The following is an 18,833-nucleotide window of genomic DNA, read 5'->3' on the forward strand; positions in this document are numbered from 1 at the left end:
AGCGGTCAGTTGCCGCCCGGCAGTTCGTCACCGGACTGCGGGGGTTGCCCGCCCTGGCGTGTCAGCAAGGCGCGAAAGGCGTCGCGATCACCATGACCGCGACGTTCAGTGAAAAAGGCGGCCGTACGAAGGGCCGCCAGCTTCTCCGCAACCGCAGTTGCCACGAACTGGTTCAGGCTTGTGCCGTCCTCGGCGGCAACACGCTCCGCCTCCGCCTTTACCGACGCCGGCAGTCGTAACGGATATGTCGACAGCTTGCTCATCGCCTGATCCTTTCCAATACCTCGCCCGGACGTAAAACCGGCAAGCCAAACCGCTCCGCCGCTGGCACAAAGTGGCGGTGGTTGAAGGATACCAGCGCATCCGCCCCACCGTTGACCGCCGCTTCCAGAACGATCTCGTCGGCCGGGTCACGCAACTGTGGTCGCCATAGAAACCAAGGCTCCACCGGCTGCACCAGCTCAACAAGATGATTGAGGAACGTCTCCACGTCCGCTCGCGTCAAGCCGGCTGCGAGAATATGTTCAGCACGGCAACTGACCGCCTCATACTCCACGAACAAGGGCACGGTCGCCAACAGGTCCACGATCCCGTCATCAGCCGCCAGCAACAGCGCCGCAGAAGCCCCCGTCGGGCTGCGCAGTGCGGCAATGATCACGTCTGTATCGAGGACCAATCTCATGGAAAGAAATGATGTCATATCACGGGCGATGTGACAATCCGCATCAAGCCCCTATCCCATCCAGACTGAAAGACCAGCGCCTGTTCTGATCCACCCACTTTCCGCATTTTCCCACGCCAGAATCCCGCCTTGATTGCCGTGTAAGCAGCAACTCCATCTTCGGGGCGAACCGCCCGGCCTTGCCTAGTGCCGGCTTTTTTGCTCTAAGGATGGCTCCATATCTCCGCTGGCGTTACCCGGGTGGTCTTCCCATGTCCTTGCGTGCCCTGTCCGTGATCGGTCGTTCCGCCCTGCTGGGCACCCTGGCGCTGGGTCTCTCCGGCTGCTCCACGCTGGAAAGCCTGGGTCTTGGCGGTGGGGAGCCCGAGGCTCCCAACACGCAGATCCTGCGCCAGAACAATGACGGCCAGGCCGGCATGAATGCCGCCGCCCGTCCGGCCGGCACCGTGACGGTGAACGCCTATCTGTGGCGCGCCGCGCTCGATACCGTCACCTTCATGCCGCTGATCCAGGCCGACCCCTATGGCGGCGTGATCCTGACCGACTGGTACAGCCCGCCGGCCACGCCCAGCGAGCGGTTCAAGGTCAATCTCTACATCCTGGATGCGGCCCTGCGCGCCGATGGCGTGCGTGCCACCGTGTTCCGTCAGGAGCTGAAGAACGGCGTATGGATCGATGCCGCCGTGACGGCCGAAACCGGCACGCAGATGGAAGACACGATCCTGACGCGTGCCCGCCAGTTGCGTCAGCAGTCGGCGGCACCCAGCAACTGATCCATTCCCTGTCGCCGCTTTGCGGCGCAGGCATGCTAAGGCCGGCATTCGCCGGCCTTCAGCGTTCATGGTAATGATCGCTGGCAGACATTCTTAACCGCCGGGCATCGGCCCCCTGTCACGGGTGACGCCCGGCGATGCGACACTCGTTCGACAGGGCCCACCCGCATGTCCCGCTACAACGTCCGCGAAACCGAAGCCAAGTGGCAATCCGTCTGGGATGAGCGCCGCAGCTTCGCCGTCACCGCCGACAAGACCAAGCCCAAGACCTATGTGCTGGAGATGTTCCCCTATCCGTCGGGGCGCATCCATATGGGCCATGTGCGCAATTACACCATCGGCGATGTGATCGCCCGCTACAAGCGGTCCAAGGGCTTCAATGTCCTGCACCCGATGGGCTGGGACGCGTTCGGCCTGCCGGCGGAGAATGCGGCACTGGAGCGCAATACCCATCCCGGCACCTGGACGTACGAGAATATCGCCGCCATGCGCGCCCAGCTGAAGACGATGGGCCTGGCCATCGACTGGGAGCGCGAGATCGCCACCTGCCGGCCGGAATATTACCGGTTCGAACAGAAGATGTTCCTGGATTTCCTGAAGGCCGGTCTGGCCTATCGCAAGGAAAGCTGGGTCAACTGGGACCCTGTGGACAACACCGTCCTGGCCAACGAGCAGGTGATCGACGGCCGCGGCTGGCGCACCGGCGCCTTGGTGGAAAAGCGCAAGCTTTCCCAATGGTTCCTTAAGATCACCCATTTCGCCGATGAGCTGCTGTCGGCCATCACCACGCTGGATCGCTGGCCTGAAAAGGTCCGCATCATGCAGGAGAACTGGATCGGCAAGTCCACGGGCTGCCGCTTCTTCTTCCAGCTGTCCGACGGCCATCCGGACCTGGAGGTGTTCACCACCCGTCCGGACACGCTGTTCGGCGCCTCCTTCGTGGCCATCAGCCCCAATCATCCGCTGGCCGCCAAGCTGGCCGAGAGCGATGCCGGGCTGGCCGGTTTCATCGCCGAATGCAACAGCATGGGCACCAGCGAAGCCACGCTGGAACAGGCGGAAAAGAAGGGTTGGCGCACGCCGGTGACGGCCGAGCATCCCTTCGTGAAGGGCTGGAACCTGCCGGTTTATGTGGCCAACTTCGTGCTGATGGAATATGGCACGGGCGCCATCTTCGGCTGCCCCGCCCATGACCAGCGCGACTTGGACTTCGCCCGCAAGTACGATCTGCCGGTCAAGCCGGTGGTCGTGCCGGAGGGCGAGGACCCGGCGACCTTCGCCGTGGGCACCGAGGCCTATGCCGGTCCCGGCCTGCTGCGCAATTCCGACTTCCTGGACGGTCTGGCCGTGGAAGACGGCAAGAAGGCGGCCGTTGCCAAGATCGAGGCGTTGGAGCGCGGGCAGGGGACGACCATGTTCCGCCTGCGCGATTGGGGTGTTTCCCGCCAGCGATATTGGGGCTGCCCGATCCCCATCATCCATTGCCCCGATTGCGGCGTGGTGCCGGTGCCGGAGGATCAGCTTCCCGTCACGCTGCCCCAGGATGTCACCTTCGACGCGCCCGGCAACCCGCTGGCCCGCCACGCCAGCTGGAAGCATGTGAAGTGCCCAAGCTGCGGCAAAGATGCGGAGCGGGAGACCGACACGTTCGACACGTTCATCGAGTCGAGCTGGTATTTCCTGCGCTTCGCCGACCCGCGCAACGAGCAGGTGGCCTTCGACAAGGATCTCGTCAATTACTGGCTGCCCGTCGACAATTATATCGGCGGCATCGAGCATGCGGTCCTGCACCTGCTCTATTCCCGCTTCTGGACCCGCGCCCTGTCCCATGTCGGCTATCTGGACCTGCCGGAACCGTTCGCCGGATTGTTCACCCAGGGCATGGTGACACACGCCACCTTCCAGGATACCGACGGCAAGTGGGTGTTCCCGGTGGACGTGGATATCCAGGGGACCAAGGCCACGAAGGTCGCCGATGGCTCGCCCATCACGGTCGGCCCGGTCATCAAGATGTCGAAGTCCAAGAAGAATGTCGTGGACCCGGAGGGCATCATCGGCAGCTATGGCGCCGACGCCGCCCGCCTGTTCATGATGTCCGACAGCCCGCCCGATCGCGACCTGGAATGGACCGAGGCCGGCATCGACGGCGCCTGGCGCTATATCAGCCGCCTGTGGCGTCTGGTGACGGAGCCGGGCTTTGCCCTGCCCGCCGCCGGCACGGCAGCACCTGCCAGTTTCGGGACCGACGCCACCGCTATCCGCCGCGCCGCCCACAAGGCCGCGGCCGCCGTGGCCGATGATGTCGAAGGCTACCGTTTCAACAGCTCCGTGGCCAAGCTGCGCACCTTCACCAATGCCCTGGGCGACGCGCTGTCGAAGATCGCCGCCAAGGGTGAGGTTCCGGCCGACGAGGCCTGGGCCGCACGCGAAGCGCTGGAGTACATGGCGCAGATCGTCCAGCCGGTGATGCCGCATCTGGCCCAGCAGATGTGGGAAGAACTGGGCCATGGCGGCCTGCTGGTCGACCGGTTGTGGCCCGTGTCCGATCCTTCCCTGGTGGTGGATGACAGCGCCACCGTCGCCGTGCAGGTCAATGGCAAGCTGCGCGCCACCCTGACCCTGCCGCGCGACTGTGCCGAAGCCGTCGCCAGGGAGGCAGCCTTGGCCGACGTCAATGTCCAGCGCGCCATGGACGGCAAGGAACCGCGCAAGATCATCGTGGTGCCGAACCGTATCGTGAATATTGTTGTATGAGTGAAGGGGCCGGAAGGTTGAGGCTTGGTTCAACCTTCCGGCCAGTTTATCGGGGCCGTCCGGTTCGATATGGCCCCAAATCCTTGAACCAAGCCTCAAAGAGGCGCGCCATGTCCCACCGTCCTTCCCGCCTTGCCGTTCCCCTGATGCTGGCCCTGTTGCCGGCGATGCTGGGCGCCTGCGGGTTCAAGCCGGTCTATGGTACCGGCGCGCATGAGAGTGCGGTGGGCGTGGCCCTGGCCAATGTCCAGATCGACCCGATCGTCGATCGCAACGGCCAGGTCCTGCGCAACAACCTGATCGACCGGTTCTACACCGACGGCCGCCCCGCCAGCCCGCGCTACCGCCTGTCGGTGGCCCTGGCCGCGACGGAGGAGGAACTGGGCATCCAGAAGGACGCCACGGCCACCCGCGCCCGCCTGCGCCTGCAGGCCAGTTACGAACTGATCGAGATCAGCACGGGCCAGGTGGTCTATCGCACCTTCTCCCGCTCCGTGGTCAGCTTCAACCTGCTGGACAGCCAGTTCGCGGTGCTGGCCACCCGCCAGGACGCCTATGATCGCGGCCTGACGGAACTGGCCGACGATATCCGCACCCGTCTGTCGTTGTATTTCGCCCGCGACAAGCAGTAAGGGGAGGGCGGTTTGAAGGTCCAGCCCCGCAACGCCGACGCCTTCGCCAAGCGCCCGCCGCCTGTCACGCGGCTTGTCCTGCTCTATGGCCCCGACCAGGGTCTGGTGCGCGAACGCGGCAAGGCGGCGGCGCAATCGGCCTGCGAGGACCTGTCCGACCCGTTCCGCGTGACGGAACTGAAGGGCGATCAAGCCGCCTCCGACCCCGCCCGCCTGGGTGACGAGCTGGCCGCCATCGCCCTGACCGGCGGGCGCCGCGTGGTGCGTGTCCGCGATGCCGACGACAAGCTGTCCCCCGCCATCACCGCCCTGCTGAAGGCCTTTCCCGGCGGCGACACGCTGCTGGTGATCGAGGCGGGGGAGCTGGATGCCCGGTCCAAGCTGCGCAAGGCGGTGGAGGATGTCGGCGACATTGCCGGCGCCGTCGCCTGCTATGTGGAAAGCGAGGAGGAGCTGGCCGGCACCATCGCCCGCATCATGGCCGATCACGGGTTGCAGATCGACATGGACGCTCGCGACTGGCTGGCCGGCAATCTGGTCGGCGACCGGTCCATGGCGCGGGGCGAGATCGACAAACTGGCGCTCTACATGCTGGGCCAGCGACAAGTGACCCTGGCCGATGCCCGCGCCGTGATCGGCGACAGCGCCGCACTCGACCTGGACGAACCCGCCCAGGCGGCGGCCAGCGGCGACATGGCGGAAGTGGATCGTTCCTTGCGCCGCCTCTATGCCGACGGCACGGCCACCGTGGCGCTGCTGCGGGCCGGCCAGCGCTATTTCCAGCGCCTGCACATGGCCGTGGCCCATGTCGCCAAGGGCCAGACCCCGCAGGCCGCCGTGAAGGCCCTGCGTCCGCCCGTCTTCTTCAAGCTGGAACCCATCCTGACCGCCCAGATCCGCAACTGGACCCTGCCCAAGCTGCACCAGGCCCTGGACCGGCTGCAGGAGGCGGAAGCGGAGTGCAAGCGCACCCATATGCCGGACGAGACCATCTGCTCCCGCGCCTTCTTCCAGTTGGCGCAGCTGGCGCGGCGCGGGTAAGCTGCCGGCATCGATCCCGCCGGAGCCCCCCGCCATGCGCGTCGTCAACCTGTCCACCGCCTTCGCCAGCGTCACCGACCATTGGTCCCCCAAGGTCGTGGGCCAGGTGAACGACCAGTATGTCAAACTGGCCAAGATCCATGGGACGCTCGCCTGGCACAAGCATGACACCGAGGATGAGCTTTTCCTGGTCATGAAGGGGCGTATGCGCATCGAATATGAAGGCGGTGTGGCGGTGGAACTGGGGGAGGGCGACATGCACGTCGTTCCCCGCGACACGCTGCATAATCCCGTCGCCGACGAGGAATGCTGGATCGCCCTGATCGAAACGGTGACGACCAAACATACGGGCGACGTCGATACGCCGCTGACCAAGAGCATCGATCAGCAACTGTCGGCCTGATCGCCCCGGGGGAGAGCCGTCATGAACATCGTCATGCTGCTCTATCCCCGCCTGACCCAACTGGACCTCACCGGCCCGTTCGAGGTGTTCACGCGGCTGCCCAACGTGAAGATCACCCTGGCCGCGAAGAACCTGGAGCCGGTCACCGACAGCGGCGGCCTGCGCCTGTTGTCCACCCATATTCTGGCTGACGCCCCCCAGGCCGACATCCTGTTCGTGCCCGGCGGGCCGGGACAGCTAGAGCTGATGGATGACCCTGAGACCCTGGACTTCCTGCGCACCCAGGCGGCAAGCGCGCGTTATGTCACCTCTGTCTGCACCGGTTCCCTGGTCCTGGCGGCCGCCGGCCTGCTGACCGGCTACCGCGCCACCTGCCACTGGATGTCACTGGAGCAGCTGTCGCTGTTCGGCTGCACAGCAACGGCGGAGCGTGTGGTGGTGGACCGTAACCGCGTCACCGGCGGCGGCGTCACTTCGGGTATCGACTTCGCCCTGCATCTGGCCGAGATGCTGTTCGGCCGCGAGCAGGCGGAACGCACCCAGCTTTCCATGGAATACGACCCCGCCCCACCGTTCGGCAGCGGTCATCCAAGCAGCGCCGATGCGGCCATGGTGGCCGATATGCGGGCCCGTGCGGCGGTGTTTCAGGAAAAACGCCGACAGGCGGCGACAGCGGCGGCGCAACGGTTGCGCAGCGCGATGCCGTAGCTGCCCCTCCTGTCAGCACAAGGGATGGATCACCTTGGTGTAGAGGCTGTCTTCCCCTTCCACGATCCAGTTGGCCCAGATGCGGTTCTGGTTGTCCGGTTCCAGGACCATGTAGTTGCGTCGGGCGATCATGCGGCTACGGGTACCGGGGAAAGGCGCCATTCGAACTGTGATGCGCGTGTCCAGTTCCATGGCCTTGTCGAACAGGAAGCCCAGCGCAAAGGCGGCCAGCGCCGGCGGCGGCGGGTGGATGACAGCGCTTGATATCAGCTGGTTGATGGTGACCACCCGGGTGGGATCACGGGTCGATTCAATCTGCCCCAGCGCCGCCACATGCACATCGCCCGACAGAATTGTCGGCCGGATGTTGCGCACCGACAAGGCGATCAGCTGGTGGATCAGGCGTATGCGCTCCTGCGCATGGGATACACTGTTCCAATGGTCGCGCAGATCGTCTTCCAGTTCCTGCTGCCCCGGAATGGTGGCCAGGACATCCTCCAGCAGGCTGAAGCTGGGATAGGCGACGGGAATGGAGGAAAGAAGCAGAAGATGCTTCACCTTGGCCGGGTCCAGCGCGGCCATCCATTGCACCGCCTTGTCCCAATGCTCCCGCAGCATGACCTGATTGGGCTGCCGCTCAGACCGCATATCCAGGGCCAGGATAGCCGTCGATCCGATCAGCAATCCGCGGCTGAAGCAATCACCGATCCCGTCCGGATATCTCGTCACAAAGGATTCCAGATGCTGCTGGAAGACCGCGAAGCCGCGCCGGGCCGCATTGAAAATGCCAACCATGACGGCACATTCCTGCCGCGCGGTCGGGTGGGACCCCCACCCATCGATGATGTCGTGATCATCCCACATGGCCAGCATCGGCACGCTGGCCATTACCTTCGCCATATGAGTGTCCGACCAGTTATCGCAATAGAGATCGAAGTAGAAATCCTGCAGTGCCTCGGCCATGTCCGGGGTCAAGGGCGCAGCGTTGCCATTATCGAAAGAGAGAGCCTCCCATTCCTTGAATCCTCCCTTATGGAGCAGGGAATCGGCATAGACTTGATCGCCGCCGGCGATGAGCAGGTGATAGGTCTCCCTGCCGATCCTTCCGGCGATATTCCGCCACATATTCGTCTTCTCATACTTGTGCTTCGCCATCACCGTCGGATCTGAGAAGCCGTTGCAGGAGATATAGACACAGCGTGGATCGGCCCCGCTTTCAGGGATCGCCACCGCATAGTCGATCCCATCCAGCCGGTAACGGCCATTCACGGCGATGCGGGGCAGGAGAAGCTCATAGCACCAGGCTGTTCGCGTACCCCGCGTCCATAAAGCCGCGGCGGTCGATATCCCCGTCTTATCGCCCACCTGCCAGTCGATGTTCGCAGGGGCCGCATCCTCGACCACCAGCACGGACAGATGCCAGAACTCGGGCGTGGCATTGCGGATATTGAGAACGGGACCGAGAAAGCGCGTCATGATTACCCCCATCGAGCAGGGGAAATCGTCGCATATGGCATATGAATAAAAATCGCAAAATCATGTACTGATATTCACTCAAGCACGCGCTGGTCGCAGATCAAACCAATCTGTGCCCGGCCGCCGTCAATACCGTGATCGCCGCCTCCAGTGTCTCTTCCTTCACCAGCACATAGTCCGTGTCATAGGTGGCGATGGCGAACAGGCTGATGCCCGCATCCGCCAGCGGGGCCGTCAGGGCCGCCAGGATGCCCGTCAGGGCGAAATCCAGGGGTCCTTGCACCTTCAGCGCCCGCCAACCCTGCACGGCCACCACATCGCCCGGGACACGGTCCTGCCGCACGACAATGGACAGCTCCTCCTGCGTGCGGGTGATGCTGGCAAAGCCGGGACCCGCCGCCCAGGCGGGAAGGGGAGCATCCGGCGTCAGCCGGCAGACCGCCAGCACATCCCGCAGCAGGGTCAGCGGCAGCGACACCATCAGGCGCCGGCGGCCGGCAGCTTCTCCGGCTCCTCATAGGAGATGACGACGGAAACGCGCCAGCCGGCATCCGCGTCCCGGCGCAGCAGGTAGGAGGTGGAGAAACGCATGATCTCTGCCCGGTCGGCCGAGCGCAGCAGCCACAACACCTCCGCCCGCGCCAGATCATCGCCGCAGGGCCAGGCCCACACCGCTGCCGGCACCGGCCAGGCCAGGCCGATGGAGCGATAGGTGTCCAGCATGCCATCGACATAGGCGCGCACCGCGTCCTGATCCCCATGCACGATCGGCCGTGCCGCCGTCAGCACGGTCAGCGGCTGGTCGAACAGCGATGCGACGCGTTCCGTGTCATAAGCGGCGAAGGCGGCGCTATAGGCGTTGAAATAGGCGGCGGCCTCGGCCCCGATCTGGCTGCTGTCGGTCATGCTTCCCCCAAGGATAGCTGCTGTTATCGTTGATGTCCGGATATGAAAAAGGCCAGGTCTGAGCCCGGCCTTCTCCCAATCTCACCGCTTCAGGATGCGGTTCAGCACGCCATCCAGTTGGTCCAGCGTGCGGTAATGGATCTGCAAGGTGCCCTTCTTGCCCGTGCCGCTCAGTGACACTTTCAGGCCCAGCGCCAGGGAAACCTCACGCTCCAGCGCCACGGTGTCCGGCGCCTTCTCCTTCACCGGCTTGGTCAGAACCAGCGGTTCGGCCGACATCTGCTTCACCAGTGCTTCGGTCTGGCGGACATTCAGTTCCCGCTTGATCACTTCCTGCGCGGCGGTGACCGGGTTGGGGGCGGTCAGCAGGGCGCGGGCATGGCCCATGGACAGCTGACCGTCCTGCACCATCTGCTTCACCTCGTCCGGCAGGGCTAGAAGGCGCAGCATGTTGGCCACATGGGATCGGCTCTTGCCCACCGAGCGGGCGAGGTCTTCCTGCGTGTGGCTGAACTCATCCATCAGCCGCTTATAGCCCTCCGCCTCTTCCAAAGGCGTCAGGTCGGAGCGCTGGATATTCTCCACCAGCGCGATTTCCAGCGCCTCGCGGTCCGTCAGCGTGCGGACCAGCACCGGCACCTCATGCAGGCCGGCCAGCTGTGCGGCACGCCAGCGGCGTTCGCCGGCGATGATCTCGTAGGAACTGTTGCCGGGCAGGGCGGCGGGATCCTTGCGGACCAGCAGCGGCTGCAGGATGCCGCGCTCGCGCACGCTCTCCACCAGCGCCGTCAGCGCTTCCTCATCGAAGCGGCGGCGCGGCTGGAACTTGCCGGGATGAACCTGATCGATGGGCAGTAGGCGGGTCAGGCGGACCCGGTCGACCTGCTGCTCCTCCTCATTCCCCGCGGCTTCCCCGAACAGGGCCGACAGGCCGCGCCCCAGACCGGTGCGCGAATTATTCTTCCTTGGTTCATCCATAAGCCAACTGCCGCTTCCGCTCGCGCTTCAACATCTCGCCCGCCAGATGGATATAGGCCTGTGCGCCGGCCGATTTGTGATCGTACAGCAGCACCGGCTTCCCATGGCTGGGCGCCTCGGACACCCGCACATTGCGGGGGATCACCGTCTCATAGACCTTTTCGCCGAAGAAGCCACGCACATCGGCGGCCACCATGTCGGACAGGTTGTTCCGACGGTCGAACATCGTCAGGACCACGCCGTTGATATCCAGCGTGGGGTTGAAGGCGCGCTTCACGCGCTCGATGGTACGGATCAGGTGCGACAGTCCTTCCAGGGCGTAGAACTCGCACTGCAACGGCACCAGCACGGCATCGGCCGCCGCCAGCGCATTCAGGGTCAACAGGCCCAGGGCCGGCGGGCAATCGATCAGGATATAATCAAAGCCGCCCGACGATTTTTCCAGGCTGTCCTTCAGGCGGAATTCGCGGCGTTCGACATTGACCAGCTCAACCTCGGCCCCCGACAGGTCGACATTGGCCGTCACCACCCACAGACCGGGAACGGAGGTGGCCACCGCCACCTCTTCCACCGTCAGGTCGGCGAACAGCAGGTCATAGATGCCGAATTCCCGGTTGCCCTGGGAGATACCCAGGCCGGTGGAGGCGTTGCCCTGCGGATCATTGTCGATGATCAGCACGCGCTTGCCACAAGCGGCAAGCGCTGTGGCCAGATTGATGGTGGTCGTGGTCTTGCCCACGCCGCCCTTCTGGTTGGCAAGGGCGATGACGCGGGCACGGGCGGCGGGGCGGGGCAGGGCGGCGCTCGACACTGACATTCAACCTCTGCTGTTCGGCTGGTGGCGAGGCAGGCTCACTTCGGCGAAAGATCGCTGATCCGAAGAATGGTTCCGGCCGGATCGGTCTGGCTGGGGAACCGCTCGATCCGCATATTCCAGGAATCCTTGACCGCGGTCAATTCATCCTCGGCCGTCCTGCCCTTCGGAAATAGGCAGACACCCCCCGGCCTTAGCATTCCATGCGCCCAGGGCAGCAGCAGCGTCAGTTCCGCCAGGGCGCGTGCCGACACGACATCGGCCTCCGGCACATCCGCCACCTCGATCCGTACCGGATGGATGGTGGCCGGTGCCCCGGTAACCCGCGCCACTTCCCGCAGAAATGCCGCCTTGCGCACATCCGATTCGACCAGATGCACCGACCGCACGCCCAGGATGGCCAGGACCAGACCGGGGAAGCCGGCGCCGGAGCCCAGATCGACCAGCACCTTCGTGCCGTCGGGCACCAGGGAAAACACCTGCGCGCTGTCGGCCAGATGCCGACTCCACAGGTCCTCCAAGGTGGTGTTGGAGACTAGGTTGATGGCCGGGTTCCACTTGCGCAGATGCGCCGCGTAGACCTCCAGCTTCTCCAGTGTTTCACGTGAAACACCGAACTTTTCCTGGAACTGCGCCGGGGTCATCGGCGGCGGCCCCGGGGGGCGAGGCATGGGCGGCAGCTTCAGTGGCTTGGACGGTTTACGCGGCACCACGGTCGCTCCCACGCTTCTTGACATGCCGCAACAATGCCGTGAGTGCAGCTGGCGTCACTCCCGGAATACGCGCAGCCGCCCCCAAGGTCGCCGGCCGGGTGCTCTTCAGTTTCTGGCGGATTTCCGCAGACAGGGACGCGATGCTGTCCGGGTCCAGATCGGCCGGCAGTTCCAAAGCCTCATCCTTGCGGAAGGCGCGGATATCCGCCTCCTGTCGATCCAGATACCCGGCATATTTCCCGTCGATCTCCACCTGCTCCGCGATGTCGGGCGACAGCGCGGACAGTTCAGGCCAAACCTGACACAGGCGGGGAAAATCGATCTCCGGATAACGCAACAGATCCAGCGCGGTGCGGCGGACGCCATCCTTGTTGATATGCAGCCCGTGCTTCTCCAGCTCGTTCGGCGTGGCTGACAGGCCGGTGACCATATCGCGCGCTGTCGCCAGCGCCGCCTTCTTGTCCGCCCAATGCGCGGCGCGCCTGCTGCCGACGATGCCGATATCCAGGCCCCGGTCGGTCAGGCGCTGATCGGCATTGTCGGCGCGCAGCAGCAGCCGGTATTCGGCGCGGCTGGTGAACATGCGATAGGGCTCGGACGTACCCCGCGTGATCAGGTCATCGATCAGCACGCCGATATAGGCCTCGGCGCGGTCCAGCACGAAGGGTGCGGAACCGGCCACGGCCAGGGCGGCATTGGTGCCCGCCACCAGCCCCTGGGCCGCCGCCTCCTCATACCCGGTCGTGCCGTTGATCTGCCCGGCCAGGAACAGGCGGGGCAGGCGGCGCGTCTCCAAGGTGCGGGTCAGCTCGCGCGGATCGACATAATCATACTCGATGGCATAGCCCGGTCGGATCATGCGAACATGTTCCAGACCGGGAATGTTCTTCAGGATGTCGATCTGCACGTCGCGCGGCAGGGAGGTTGAGATGCCGTTGGGATAGACGGTGTCATCATCCAGCCCTTCCGGCTCCAGGAAAATCTGGTGGCGTTCCTTGTCGGCGAAGCGGACAACCTTGTCCTCCACGCTGGGGCAATAGCGCGGGCCCACACCCTCGATCTGGCCGGAATACATCGGCGCACGGTGGATATTCTCCCGGATGATCCGGTGAACCTCCGGCGTCGTATAGGTGATGGCGCAGTCGATCTGCGGCGTGGTGATGCGGTCGGTCAGGGTGGAGAAGGGCGGGGGCGGATTGTCGCCCGGCTGCATCTCCAGCCCGGCCCAATCGATGGTCTTGCCATCCAGGCGCGCTGGCGTGCCGGTCTTCAACCTTCCCAGATTGAAGCCCAGCTTTTCCAGCGTCAGGGACAGGCCGATCGCCGGTTCTTCCCCCACGCGGCCGGCGGGGATTTTCTCTTCCCCGATATGGATCAGACCGCGCAGGAAAGTGCCGGTGGTCAGGACCACGGCGCCGGCACGGATTTCCCGCCCGTCACCGGTCACGATGCCGGCACAGGTGCCCGACCCGTCGATGATCAGGTCCTCGGCCGCGGCGGCGATGATGTCGAGGTTCGGCTGCTCGGCCAGCGCCTTCTGCATCGCCTGGCGATAGAGCTTTCGGTCGGCCTGGGCACGGGGGCCGCGCACGGCCGGGCCCTTGGACCGGTTCAGGACACGGAACTGGATACCGCCCTGGTCGGTAACCCGCCCCATGACCCCGTCCAGCGCGTCGATCTCGCGAACGAGATGCCCCTTGCCCAGACCACCGATGGCCGGGTTGCACGACATCTCGCCAATGGTTTCGATCTTGTGGGTCACCAGCGCCGTACGGGCCCCCGCACGCGCCGCCGCGGCCGCCGCCTCGCATCCCGCATGGCCGCCGCCAACCACGATCACATCATAGTGCTGCATGGCGCGGAACATATGTCGACCAAGGCTTCGAGTCAAAGGGCTGGGCTTGCATGCCGCCCCGTCACTTGCCGATGCAGAAATCCCGGAAGATCACGTCCAGCAAATCCTCAACATCCACGCGCCCCGTGATCCGTCCCAGGGCACGGACCGCCAGCCGCACATCCTCCGCCGCAAGTTCGGGGAGAGGTGCCTGCAGCGCCCGTTGCAGATCTTCCCGGCATTCCTCCAGCGCCGACCGGTGGCGGGCGCGGGTCAGGGCGGGGGCGCCGGACGGGGCGTAACGGGCAGCCACCGCCTGTTCCAGCGCCATCAGCAGCGCCGGCACCCCATCGCCCGTGCGGGCGGATATGGGCAGGATGGGACGGCCAACCAGCGGTGCGGCGGCACCTGCCAGATCAGCCTTGTTCATCACCAGCAGCGCATCCTCATCCACCAAGGCCAGAGTCGCCGGGTCGGGCAGTTCACCGCCATCGAAGACCAGCAGCTTCAGATCGGCCTTTGCCGCCCGGTCCAGGGCGCGGCGGATACCCTCGCTCTCCACCTGGTCCGCCGCATCGCGCAGACCGGCCGTGTCGGCCAGCAGGACGGGATATCCACCCAGGTCCAGCTGCACCTCGATCACGTCGCGGGTGGTGCCGGCCTGATTGGAGACGATGGCAACATCACGGCGGGCGATGGCGTTCAGCAGGCTGGACTTGCCGGCATTGGGTGCGCCCAGGATGGCGATGGAGATACCGTCACGCAGCCGCTCCCCCCGCCCCTGATCGGCCAGATGCGCCGACAGCTCGGCCACCAGCCCTTCCACCGCCGGCCGCACGGCATCGGACAGGCCGCCGGGCAGATCCTCCTCCGGAAAGTCGATATCGGCCTCCAGATGGGCCAGCGCGCGGGTCAGGCGATGGCGCCAGCCATCATAAAGCTGCCCCAACGCGCCTTCCATCTGGCGCAGGGCCTGGCGCCGCTGCGCAGCCGTTTCTGCATCCACCAGATCGGCGATGGCCTCGGCCTCGGTCAAATCCAACTTGCCATGTTCGAAGGCGCGGCGACTGAACTCCCCCGGTTCCGCCACCCGCAAGCCCAGGCCGGTCAGCGCATTGGTCGCCGCCGCCAGCACGGCACGACCGCCATGCAGGTGCAGTTCCACCACATCCTCACCGGTGAAGCTGGCGGGAGCGGCGAAGTGCAGGACCAGGGCCTTATCGAACAGTTCATCCGTGACCGGGTCACGCAGTCCCACCAATACGGCCAGACGCGGTGCCGGCAGGGGGCGGCCGGTCAGGACCTGCAGCGCCCGGCCGGCATCAGGGCCGGAGAGGCGGATCACCTGCACCCCGGCGCGACCGGGGGCGGATGCCAGGGCGAAGATGGTGTCGGCGCGCATCAGGCGTGTTTCACGTGAAACATCATTCCGCCGCCGCGGCAGCCCGGCGGGCGGCGACATCCGCGGGCAGCTTGTCGGTGGATTTCAGCATCAGCCGCTCCACCCGCTTGCCTTCGGCCAAGTGCGTCTGCAGCACCTCATCCACGTCGGCCTTGCTGGTCACGCTGTACCAGACGCCCTCGGGATAGATCACCATGCAGGGGCCCAGCTCGCAGCGATCCAGGCAGCCGGCATTGTTGATGCGCACGGACTTGCCCAATCCCAGGCCCGTAGCCTTCTTCTTCATATAGTCGCGCAGCTCGTCCCCACCCTTGCTGCGGCAGCAGCCACGGGGGTGACCGGCTTCCCGCTCGTTCGTGCAGACGAAGACATGGGCGCGGTAATAGGGGGCGGGATCGCCCTTCACGGCATCACTCACTTCTTGCCATCCTTGGTGGTCGTGCCGCCCATGGCGCTGGACATCTGCGACCACATCAGTTTCTGGAATTGCTCGAACCCCTGCATGCTCATCGGCAGCCAGGTATTCATCATCGTCTCCGGATCCATGGCCTTCATATTGGCCGACAGCTGATCCTGCATCTGGCGCATCAGCGCCTCCTGCATGGGCTGCACATCGGGCAGGCCCAGAAAGGTCCGCGCCTCTTCCGGCGTGCAATCGATATTGATGGTGACCTTCATGTCGGCGGCTCCCCCGTCGGCCCCAAAAAGACTTGGCCGCGATTTTTCCCGCACCCTGGGTTCGACCACAAGGATAAACTATCTGTTCTTCATCGGCTCGTCACGGCCCCGCGCCATGATGGCCCGATCCAGCCAAAGGATAATCCATGGCCACGCCCAATACGGATGCCCATCGCGGCACCGGCAATCTGCTGCACCGGGAAACCAGCCCCTATCTGCGCCAGCATATGGACAATCCCGTCGACTGGATGGGCTGGGGGCCCGAGGCGCTGGCCAAGGCGAAGGCGCTGCGCAAGCCCATCCTGTTGTCGGTGGGCTATGCCGCCTGCCACTGGTGCCATGTGATGGCGCATGAGAGTTTCGAGAGCCCCGCCATCGCCGGCCTGATGAACCAGCTGTTCATCAATATCAAGGTCGACCGTGAGGAACGGCCCGACCTGGACCATATCTACCAACAAGCGCTGAGCCTGCTGGGGCAACAGGGTGGATGGCCGCTGACCATGTTCCTGACGCCCGACGGGCATCCGTTCTGGGGCGGCACCTATTTCCCGCCGGAACGGCGCTGGGGCCGGCCGGGCTTCCCGGAGGTCCTGCAAACCGTGGCCCAGACCTATGCGGAGGAGCCGGAGAAGGTCCAGCGCAATGTCCAGGCTCTGGCCAGCGCCATGGACAACCTGGCCACCGGCCGGCCGGGAGAGGCCATTACCGCCGACACCCTGATCCAGGTGGCTGATCGACTGGTGCAGGAGGTGGACCCGGTCCAAGGCGGCATCGGCGGCGCCCCCAAATTCCCGCAGCCGGGTATTTTCGAACTGCTGTGGCGGGCCTTCCGCCATACCGGCCGGCCGCAGTTCGCCACCGCCACCATACAGACCCTGACCCGCATGGCGCAGGGCGGCATCTATGATCATCTGGGCGGCGGCTTCGCTCGCTATTCGGTCGATGCCGAATGGCTGGTCCCGCATTTCGAAAAGATGCTCTACGACAATGCCCAGTTGATCGACCTGATGCTAACCGTCTGGCAGGAGACGCGCGATCCGCTGCTGGCCGTCCGCATCGCCGAGACCGCCGATTGGGTGCTGGCGGAGATGGTGGCCGAGGGCGGTGGTTTCGCCGCCTCCCTGGATGCCGACAGCGAGGGGGAGGAGGGCAAATTCTATGTCTGGGCCCAGAGCGAAATCCGCCGCCTGCTGCCCGCCGACGATGCCGAGCTGTTCTGCCGAACCTATGACGTCACCGGGGAAGGCAATTGGGAAGGCCACACGATCCTGAACCGCATGCGCGAGGATGGATTGGCGGATGAGGGTACGGAGCAGGTGCTGTCCCGATGCCGTGCCATCCTGCTGCAGGCCCGCGCCGGACGGGTGCGGCCGGGCTGGGACGACAAGGTGCTGGCCGACTGGAACGGCCTGATGATCGCGGCGCTGGCCAGGGCGGGGGCCGTGTTCGAACGGGCGGACTGGCTGGACGCGGCGAAGCGGGCCTTCGCCTTTGTCCGGGACCACATGTCCACGTCCGGCGGGCGCCTCTGGCATGGATATCGGGATGGACAGGCCCGCCACCGCGGCACGCTGGAGGATCATGCCAACATGGCCCGCGCCGCCGTCACCCTGTTCGAAGTCACCGGGGAAGGCACATATCTGGACCAGGCCGTCACCTGGCTGGGAAAAGTCCAGTCCCATTTCCATGACGATGCCGATGGCGGCTATTTCATCACCGCCGATGATGCCGACGACCTAATCCGCCGCCCGCGCCATGCCCATGACAATGCCGTGCCTGCCGGCAATGGCACACTGGTCGGGCTGTTCAGCCGGCTCTGGCTGCTGAGCGGGGACGATCAATGGCGCCAGCGCGCGGATGCCCTGATCACCGCCTTCGCGGGTGAGGTGGGAAGGAACTTCTTCCCCCTGGCCGGGTTCCTGAATGGCGTCGATCTGCGGCTGCACGGCCAGGTGCTGGTGATCGCCGGCCCGGCAGATGACGCAGAGGCGATGGCGATGCGGCGGGTGGCGTTGGAACGGTCGCGGCCCAATCTGGTGTTATTCCACCAAAAGGATGGTGGGGTATCGCCGCCGCCGCTGCACCCCGCCGCAGGTAAAACCATGGTTAAAGGACGTGCGACCGCTTATCTTTGTCAGGAACAGCATTGTTCGGCCCCGGTGACGGCCGCCACAGACCTGGCCGCCCTTCTGGGCGGATGATCCGGCCCTATTTCACACGATCCATACGAAGAAGGATATCACCATGCCCGACGTTTCGATCCAGACCGATGATGGCAGCTTCAGCGCCTATCTCGCCACCCCGGCCAATGGCGCGGGTCCCGCCATCGTCGTCATTCAGGAGATTTTTGGCGTCAACGCCAATGTCCGCGCCATCGCCGATGCCTATGCCGCCACCGGCTATTTCGCCATCGCGCCCGACCTGTTCTGGCGCCAGGAACCCGGCATCCAGATCACCGACAAGACCGATGCCGAATGGCAGAAGGCCTTCCAGCTGTATCAGGGCTTCAGCGAGGTGAAGGGGGTCGAGGATCTGGCCGCCACCCTGGCCTTCATCCGCAAATATCCCGGCGTCACCGGCAAGGTCGGCTGTGTCGGTTTCTGCCTGGGCGGCAAGCTGGCCTATCTGATGGCCACCCGCACCGATGTCGATGCCTCCGTCAGCTATTACGGCGTCGGCATCGACAAGGATATCGGCGAGGTATCGGCCATCACCAAGCCGCTGCTGCTGCATATCGCCGGCAAGGACGGGTTCGTGCCGCCCGAGGCGCAGACCGCCATCAAGGAGGCCGTGGCCGGCAACTTCCTGGTCGAAGTGCATGTCTATCCGGAACGCGACCATGCCTTCACCCGCATCGGTGGCAAGCATTATGACGATGCGGATGCCAAGCTGGCCCATGGCCGCTCGGCCGCGTTCTTCAAGAAGCACCTGGGCTGAGGCCCCTGCCGGGATGCGGATCAACGTATCCCGGCTTCTTTTATTGTCGTGCGATTCACGCTTGAAACGATTCTGTTCAACCGATCCCACTTTGTCAGGATC

20 protein-coding genes are annotated in these 18,833 nt (G+C 65.0%); 8 read left to right on the forward strand and 12 right to left on the reverse strand.

Going from position 1 to position 18,833, the window contains the following annotated elements; genetic code table 11:
* Window positions 1–5: 5 nt before the first annotated feature.
* Both ACM9HJ_RS06710 and ACM9HJ_RS06715 read right to left on the reverse strand, forming a co-directional pair.
* Window positions 6–263 carry a pilus assembly protein HicB gene (locus ACM9HJ_RS06710; RefSeq protein ID WP_416570936.1) on the reverse strand — a complete coding sequence of 86 codons (258 nt, stop codon included), beginning with the start codon at window positions 261–263 and terminating at the stop codon, window positions 6–8.
* Complete coding sequence (locus ACM9HJ_RS06715; RefSeq protein ID WP_416570937.1) at window positions 260–682, reverse strand: putative toxin-antitoxin system toxin component, PIN family; 423 nt, start codon at window positions 680–682, stop codon at window positions 260–262. The genes ACM9HJ_RS06710 and ACM9HJ_RS06715 overlap by 4 nt, the downstream gene beginning before the upstream one ends.
* A gap of 251 nt (window positions 683–933) precedes the next feature.
* Between ACM9HJ_RS06715 and ACM9HJ_RS06720 the strand changes: the two genes are divergently transcribed.
* The 6 genes from ACM9HJ_RS06720 (at window position 934) to ACM9HJ_RS06745 (ending at window position 6,993) form a co-directional block, all read left to right on the forward strand.
* Window positions 934–1,455, forward strand: coding sequence for a DUF3576 domain-containing protein (locus ACM9HJ_RS06720; RefSeq protein ID WP_416570938.1), 522 nt, complete (start codon window positions 934–936; stop codon window positions 1,453–1,455).
* A 168-nt stretch (window positions 1,456–1,623) separates the two neighbouring features.
* Window positions 1,624–4,209: a leucine--tRNA ligase gene (gene leuS / locus ACM9HJ_RS06725; RefSeq protein ID WP_416570939.1), complete on the forward strand. Its 2,586-nt coding sequence runs from the start codon at window positions 1,624–1,626 to the stop codon at window positions 4,207–4,209.
* A 110-nt stretch (window positions 4,210–4,319) separates the two neighbouring features.
* Window positions 4,320–4,841: an LPS assembly lipoprotein LptE gene (gene lptE / locus ACM9HJ_RS06730; protein ID WP_416570940.1), complete on the forward strand. Its 522-nt coding sequence runs from the start codon at window positions 4,320–4,322 to the stop codon at window positions 4,839–4,841.
* A 12-nt stretch (window positions 4,842–4,853) separates the two neighbouring features.
* Window positions 4,854–5,882, forward strand: a complete 1,029-nt coding sequence (holA, locus tag ACM9HJ_RS06735; protein WP_416570941.1) for a DNA polymerase III subunit delta — start codon at window positions 4,854–4,856, stop codon at window positions 5,880–5,882.
* 34 nt (window positions 5,883–5,916) lie between these two features.
* Window positions 5,917–6,285, forward strand: coding sequence for a cupin domain-containing protein (locus ACM9HJ_RS06740; protein WP_416570942.1), 369 nt, complete (start codon window positions 5,917–5,919; stop codon window positions 6,283–6,285).
* Between the two features lie 21 nt (window positions 6,286–6,306).
* On the forward strand, window positions 6,307–6,993 hold the full coding sequence (locus ACM9HJ_RS06745; protein WP_416570943.1) for a DJ-1/PfpI family protein: 687 nt from the start codon (window positions 6,307–6,309) through the stop codon (window positions 6,991–6,993).
* Between the two features lie 12 nt (window positions 6,994–7,005).
* Here ACM9HJ_RS06745 and ACM9HJ_RS06750 read toward each other — a convergent pair whose 3' ends face one another.
* The 10 genes from ACM9HJ_RS06750 to ACM9HJ_RS06795 all read right to left on the reverse strand — a co-directional run bounded on the left by ACM9HJ_RS06750 (window position 7,006) and on the right by ACM9HJ_RS06795 (window position 15,794).
* The gene (locus ACM9HJ_RS06750; protein WP_416570944.1) at window positions 7,006–8,469 is read right to left on the reverse strand and encodes an alkaline phosphatase D family protein; all 1,464 of its coding nucleotides are present in this window, start codon (window positions 8,467–8,469) and stop codon (window positions 7,006–7,008) included.
* Window positions 8,470–8,569: 100 nt separating this feature from the next.
* Window positions 8,570–8,950, reverse strand: coding sequence for an ACT domain-containing protein (locus ACM9HJ_RS06755; protein WP_416570945.1), 381 nt, complete (start codon window positions 8,948–8,950; stop codon window positions 8,570–8,572).
* Window positions 8,950–9,375 (reverse strand): hypothetical protein, encoded by a 426-nt coding sequence (locus ACM9HJ_RS06760; protein ID WP_416570946.1) that lies wholly within the window; start codon window positions 9,373–9,375, stop codon window positions 8,950–8,952. The genes ACM9HJ_RS06755 and ACM9HJ_RS06760 overlap by 1 nt, the downstream gene beginning before the upstream one ends.
* Window positions 9,376–9,456: 81 nt before the next feature.
* On the reverse strand, window positions 9,457–10,353 hold the full coding sequence (locus ACM9HJ_RS06765; protein ID WP_416570947.1) for a ParB/RepB/Spo0J family partition protein: 897 nt from the start codon (window positions 10,351–10,353) through the stop codon (window positions 9,457–9,459).
* A complete protein-coding gene (locus ACM9HJ_RS06770) occupies window positions 10,346–11,170 on the reverse strand; it encodes a ParA family protein (RefSeq protein ID WP_416570948.1) in 825 nt (274 codons plus the stop codon). Before ACM9HJ_RS06770 ends, ACM9HJ_RS06765 begins: the two co-directional genes overlap by 8 nt.
* Before the next feature lie 35 nt (window positions 11,171–11,205).
* Entirely contained in the window at window positions 11,206–11,811 is a 606-nt protein-coding gene (gene rsmG, locus ACM9HJ_RS06775; RefSeq protein WP_416571336.1) for a 16S rRNA (guanine(527)-N(7))-methyltransferase RsmG, read from the reverse strand.
* 55 nt (window positions 11,812–11,866) lie between these two features.
* Entirely contained in the window at window positions 11,867–13,735 is a 1,869-nt protein-coding gene (gene mnmG, locus ACM9HJ_RS06780; RefSeq protein ID WP_416570949.1) for a tRNA uridine-5-carboxymethylaminomethyl(34) synthesis enzyme MnmG, read from the reverse strand.
* 61 nt (window positions 13,736–13,796) lie between these two features.
* Entirely contained in the window at window positions 13,797–15,116 is a 1,320-nt protein-coding gene (gene mnmE / locus ACM9HJ_RS06785; protein WP_416570950.1) for a tRNA uridine-5-carboxymethylaminomethyl(34) synthesis GTPase MnmE, read from the reverse strand.
* A gap of 22 nt (window positions 15,117–15,138) precedes the next feature.
* The gene (locus ACM9HJ_RS06790) at window positions 15,139–15,534 is read right to left on the reverse strand and encodes a (2Fe-2S) ferredoxin domain-containing protein (protein ID WP_416570951.1); all 396 of its coding nucleotides are present in this window, start codon (window positions 15,532–15,534) and stop codon (window positions 15,139–15,141) included.
* Complete coding sequence (locus ACM9HJ_RS06795; protein ID WP_416570952.1) at window positions 15,531–15,794, reverse strand: DUF6489 family protein; 264 nt, start codon at window positions 15,792–15,794, stop codon at window positions 15,531–15,533. The genes ACM9HJ_RS06790 and ACM9HJ_RS06795 overlap by 4 nt, the downstream gene beginning before the upstream one ends.
* A 146-nt stretch (window positions 15,795–15,940) precedes the next feature.
* Between ACM9HJ_RS06795 and ACM9HJ_RS06800 the strand changes: the two genes are divergently transcribed.
* Both ACM9HJ_RS06800 and ACM9HJ_RS06805 read left to right on the forward strand, forming a co-directional pair.
* Window positions 15,941–17,995 carry a thioredoxin domain-containing protein gene (locus tag ACM9HJ_RS06800; protein ID WP_416570953.1) on the forward strand — a complete coding sequence of 685 codons (2,055 nt, stop codon included), beginning with the start codon at window positions 15,941–15,943 and terminating at the stop codon, window positions 17,993–17,995.
* A gap of 43 nt (window positions 17,996–18,038) precedes the next feature.
* Window positions 18,039–18,731 carry a dienelactone hydrolase family protein gene (locus ACM9HJ_RS06805; protein ID WP_416570954.1) on the forward strand — a complete coding sequence of 231 codons (693 nt, stop codon included), beginning with the start codon at window positions 18,039–18,041 and terminating at the stop codon, window positions 18,729–18,731.
* Window positions 18,732–18,833 lie beyond the last annotated feature (102 nt).

The sequence above is a fragment of the Niveispirillum sp. KHB5.9 genome, assembly GCF_048066115.1.
GTDB lineage: Bacteria > Pseudomonadota > Alphaproteobacteria > Azospirillales > Azospirillaceae > Niveispirillum.

Coding starts and splice junctions, on each gene's coding strand:
- ACM9HJ_RS06710 (WP_416570936.1), bottom strand. CDS start 263: ATGAGCAAGCTGTCGACATATCCGTTACGACTGCCGGCGTCGGTAAAG.
- ACM9HJ_RS06715 (WP_416570937.1), bottom strand. CDS start 682: ATGAGATTGGTCCTCGATACAGACGTGATCATTGCCGCACTGCGCAGC.
- ACM9HJ_RS06720 (WP_416570938.1), top strand. CDS start 934: ATGTCCTTGCGTGCCCTGTCCGTGATCGGTCGTTCCGCCCTGCTGGGC.
- leuS (WP_416570939.1), top strand. CDS start 1,624: ATGTCCCGCTACAACGTCCGCGAAACCGAAGCCAAGTGGCAATCCGTC.
- lptE (WP_416570940.1), top strand. CDS start 4,320: ATGTCCCACCGTCCTTCCCGCCTTGCCGTTCCCCTGATGCTGGCCCTG.
- ACM9HJ_RS06740 (WP_416570942.1), top strand. CDS start 5,917: ATGCGCGTCGTCAACCTGTCCACCGCCTTCGCCAGCGTCACCGACCAT.
- ACM9HJ_RS06745 (WP_416570943.1), top strand. CDS start 6,307: ATGAACATCGTCATGCTGCTCTATCCCCGCCTGACCCAACTGGACCTC.
- ACM9HJ_RS06750 (WP_416570944.1), bottom strand. CDS start 8,469: ATGACGCGCTTTCTCGGTCCCGTTCTCAATATCCGCAATGCCACGCCC.
- ACM9HJ_RS06755 (WP_416570945.1), bottom strand. CDS start 8,950: ATGGTGTCGCTGCCGCTGACCCTGCTGCGGGATGTGCTGGCGGTCTGC.
- ACM9HJ_RS06760 (WP_416570946.1), bottom strand. CDS start 9,375: ATGACCGACAGCAGCCAGATCGGGGCCGAGGCCGCCGCCTATTTCAAC.
- ACM9HJ_RS06765 (WP_416570947.1), bottom strand. CDS start 10,353: ATGGATGAACCAAGGAAGAATAATTCGCGCACCGGTCTGGGGCGCGGC.
- ACM9HJ_RS06770 (WP_416570948.1), bottom strand. CDS start 11,170: ATGTCAGTGTCGAGCGCCGCCCTGCCCCGCCCCGCCGCCCGTGCCCGC.
- rsmG (WP_416571336.1), bottom strand. CDS start 11,811: ATGACCCCGGCGCAGTTCCAGGAAAAGTTCGGTGTTTCACGTGAAACA.
- mnmG (WP_416570949.1), bottom strand. CDS start 13,735: ATGCAGCACTATGATGTGATCGTGGTTGGCGGCGGCCATGCGGGATGC.
- mnmE (WP_416570950.1), bottom strand. CDS start 15,116: ATGCGCGCCGACACCATCTTCGCCCTGGCATCCGCCCCCGGTCGCGCC.
- ACM9HJ_RS06795 (WP_416570952.1), bottom strand. CDS start 15,794: ATGAAGGTCACCATCAATATCGATTGCACGCCGGAAGAGGCGCGGACC.
- ACM9HJ_RS06800 (WP_416570953.1), top strand. CDS start 15,941: ATGGCCACGCCCAATACGGATGCCCATCGCGGCACCGGCAATCTGCTG.
- ACM9HJ_RS06805 (WP_416570954.1), top strand. CDS start 18,039: ATGCCCGACGTTTCGATCCAGACCGATGATGGCAGCTTCAGCGCCTAT.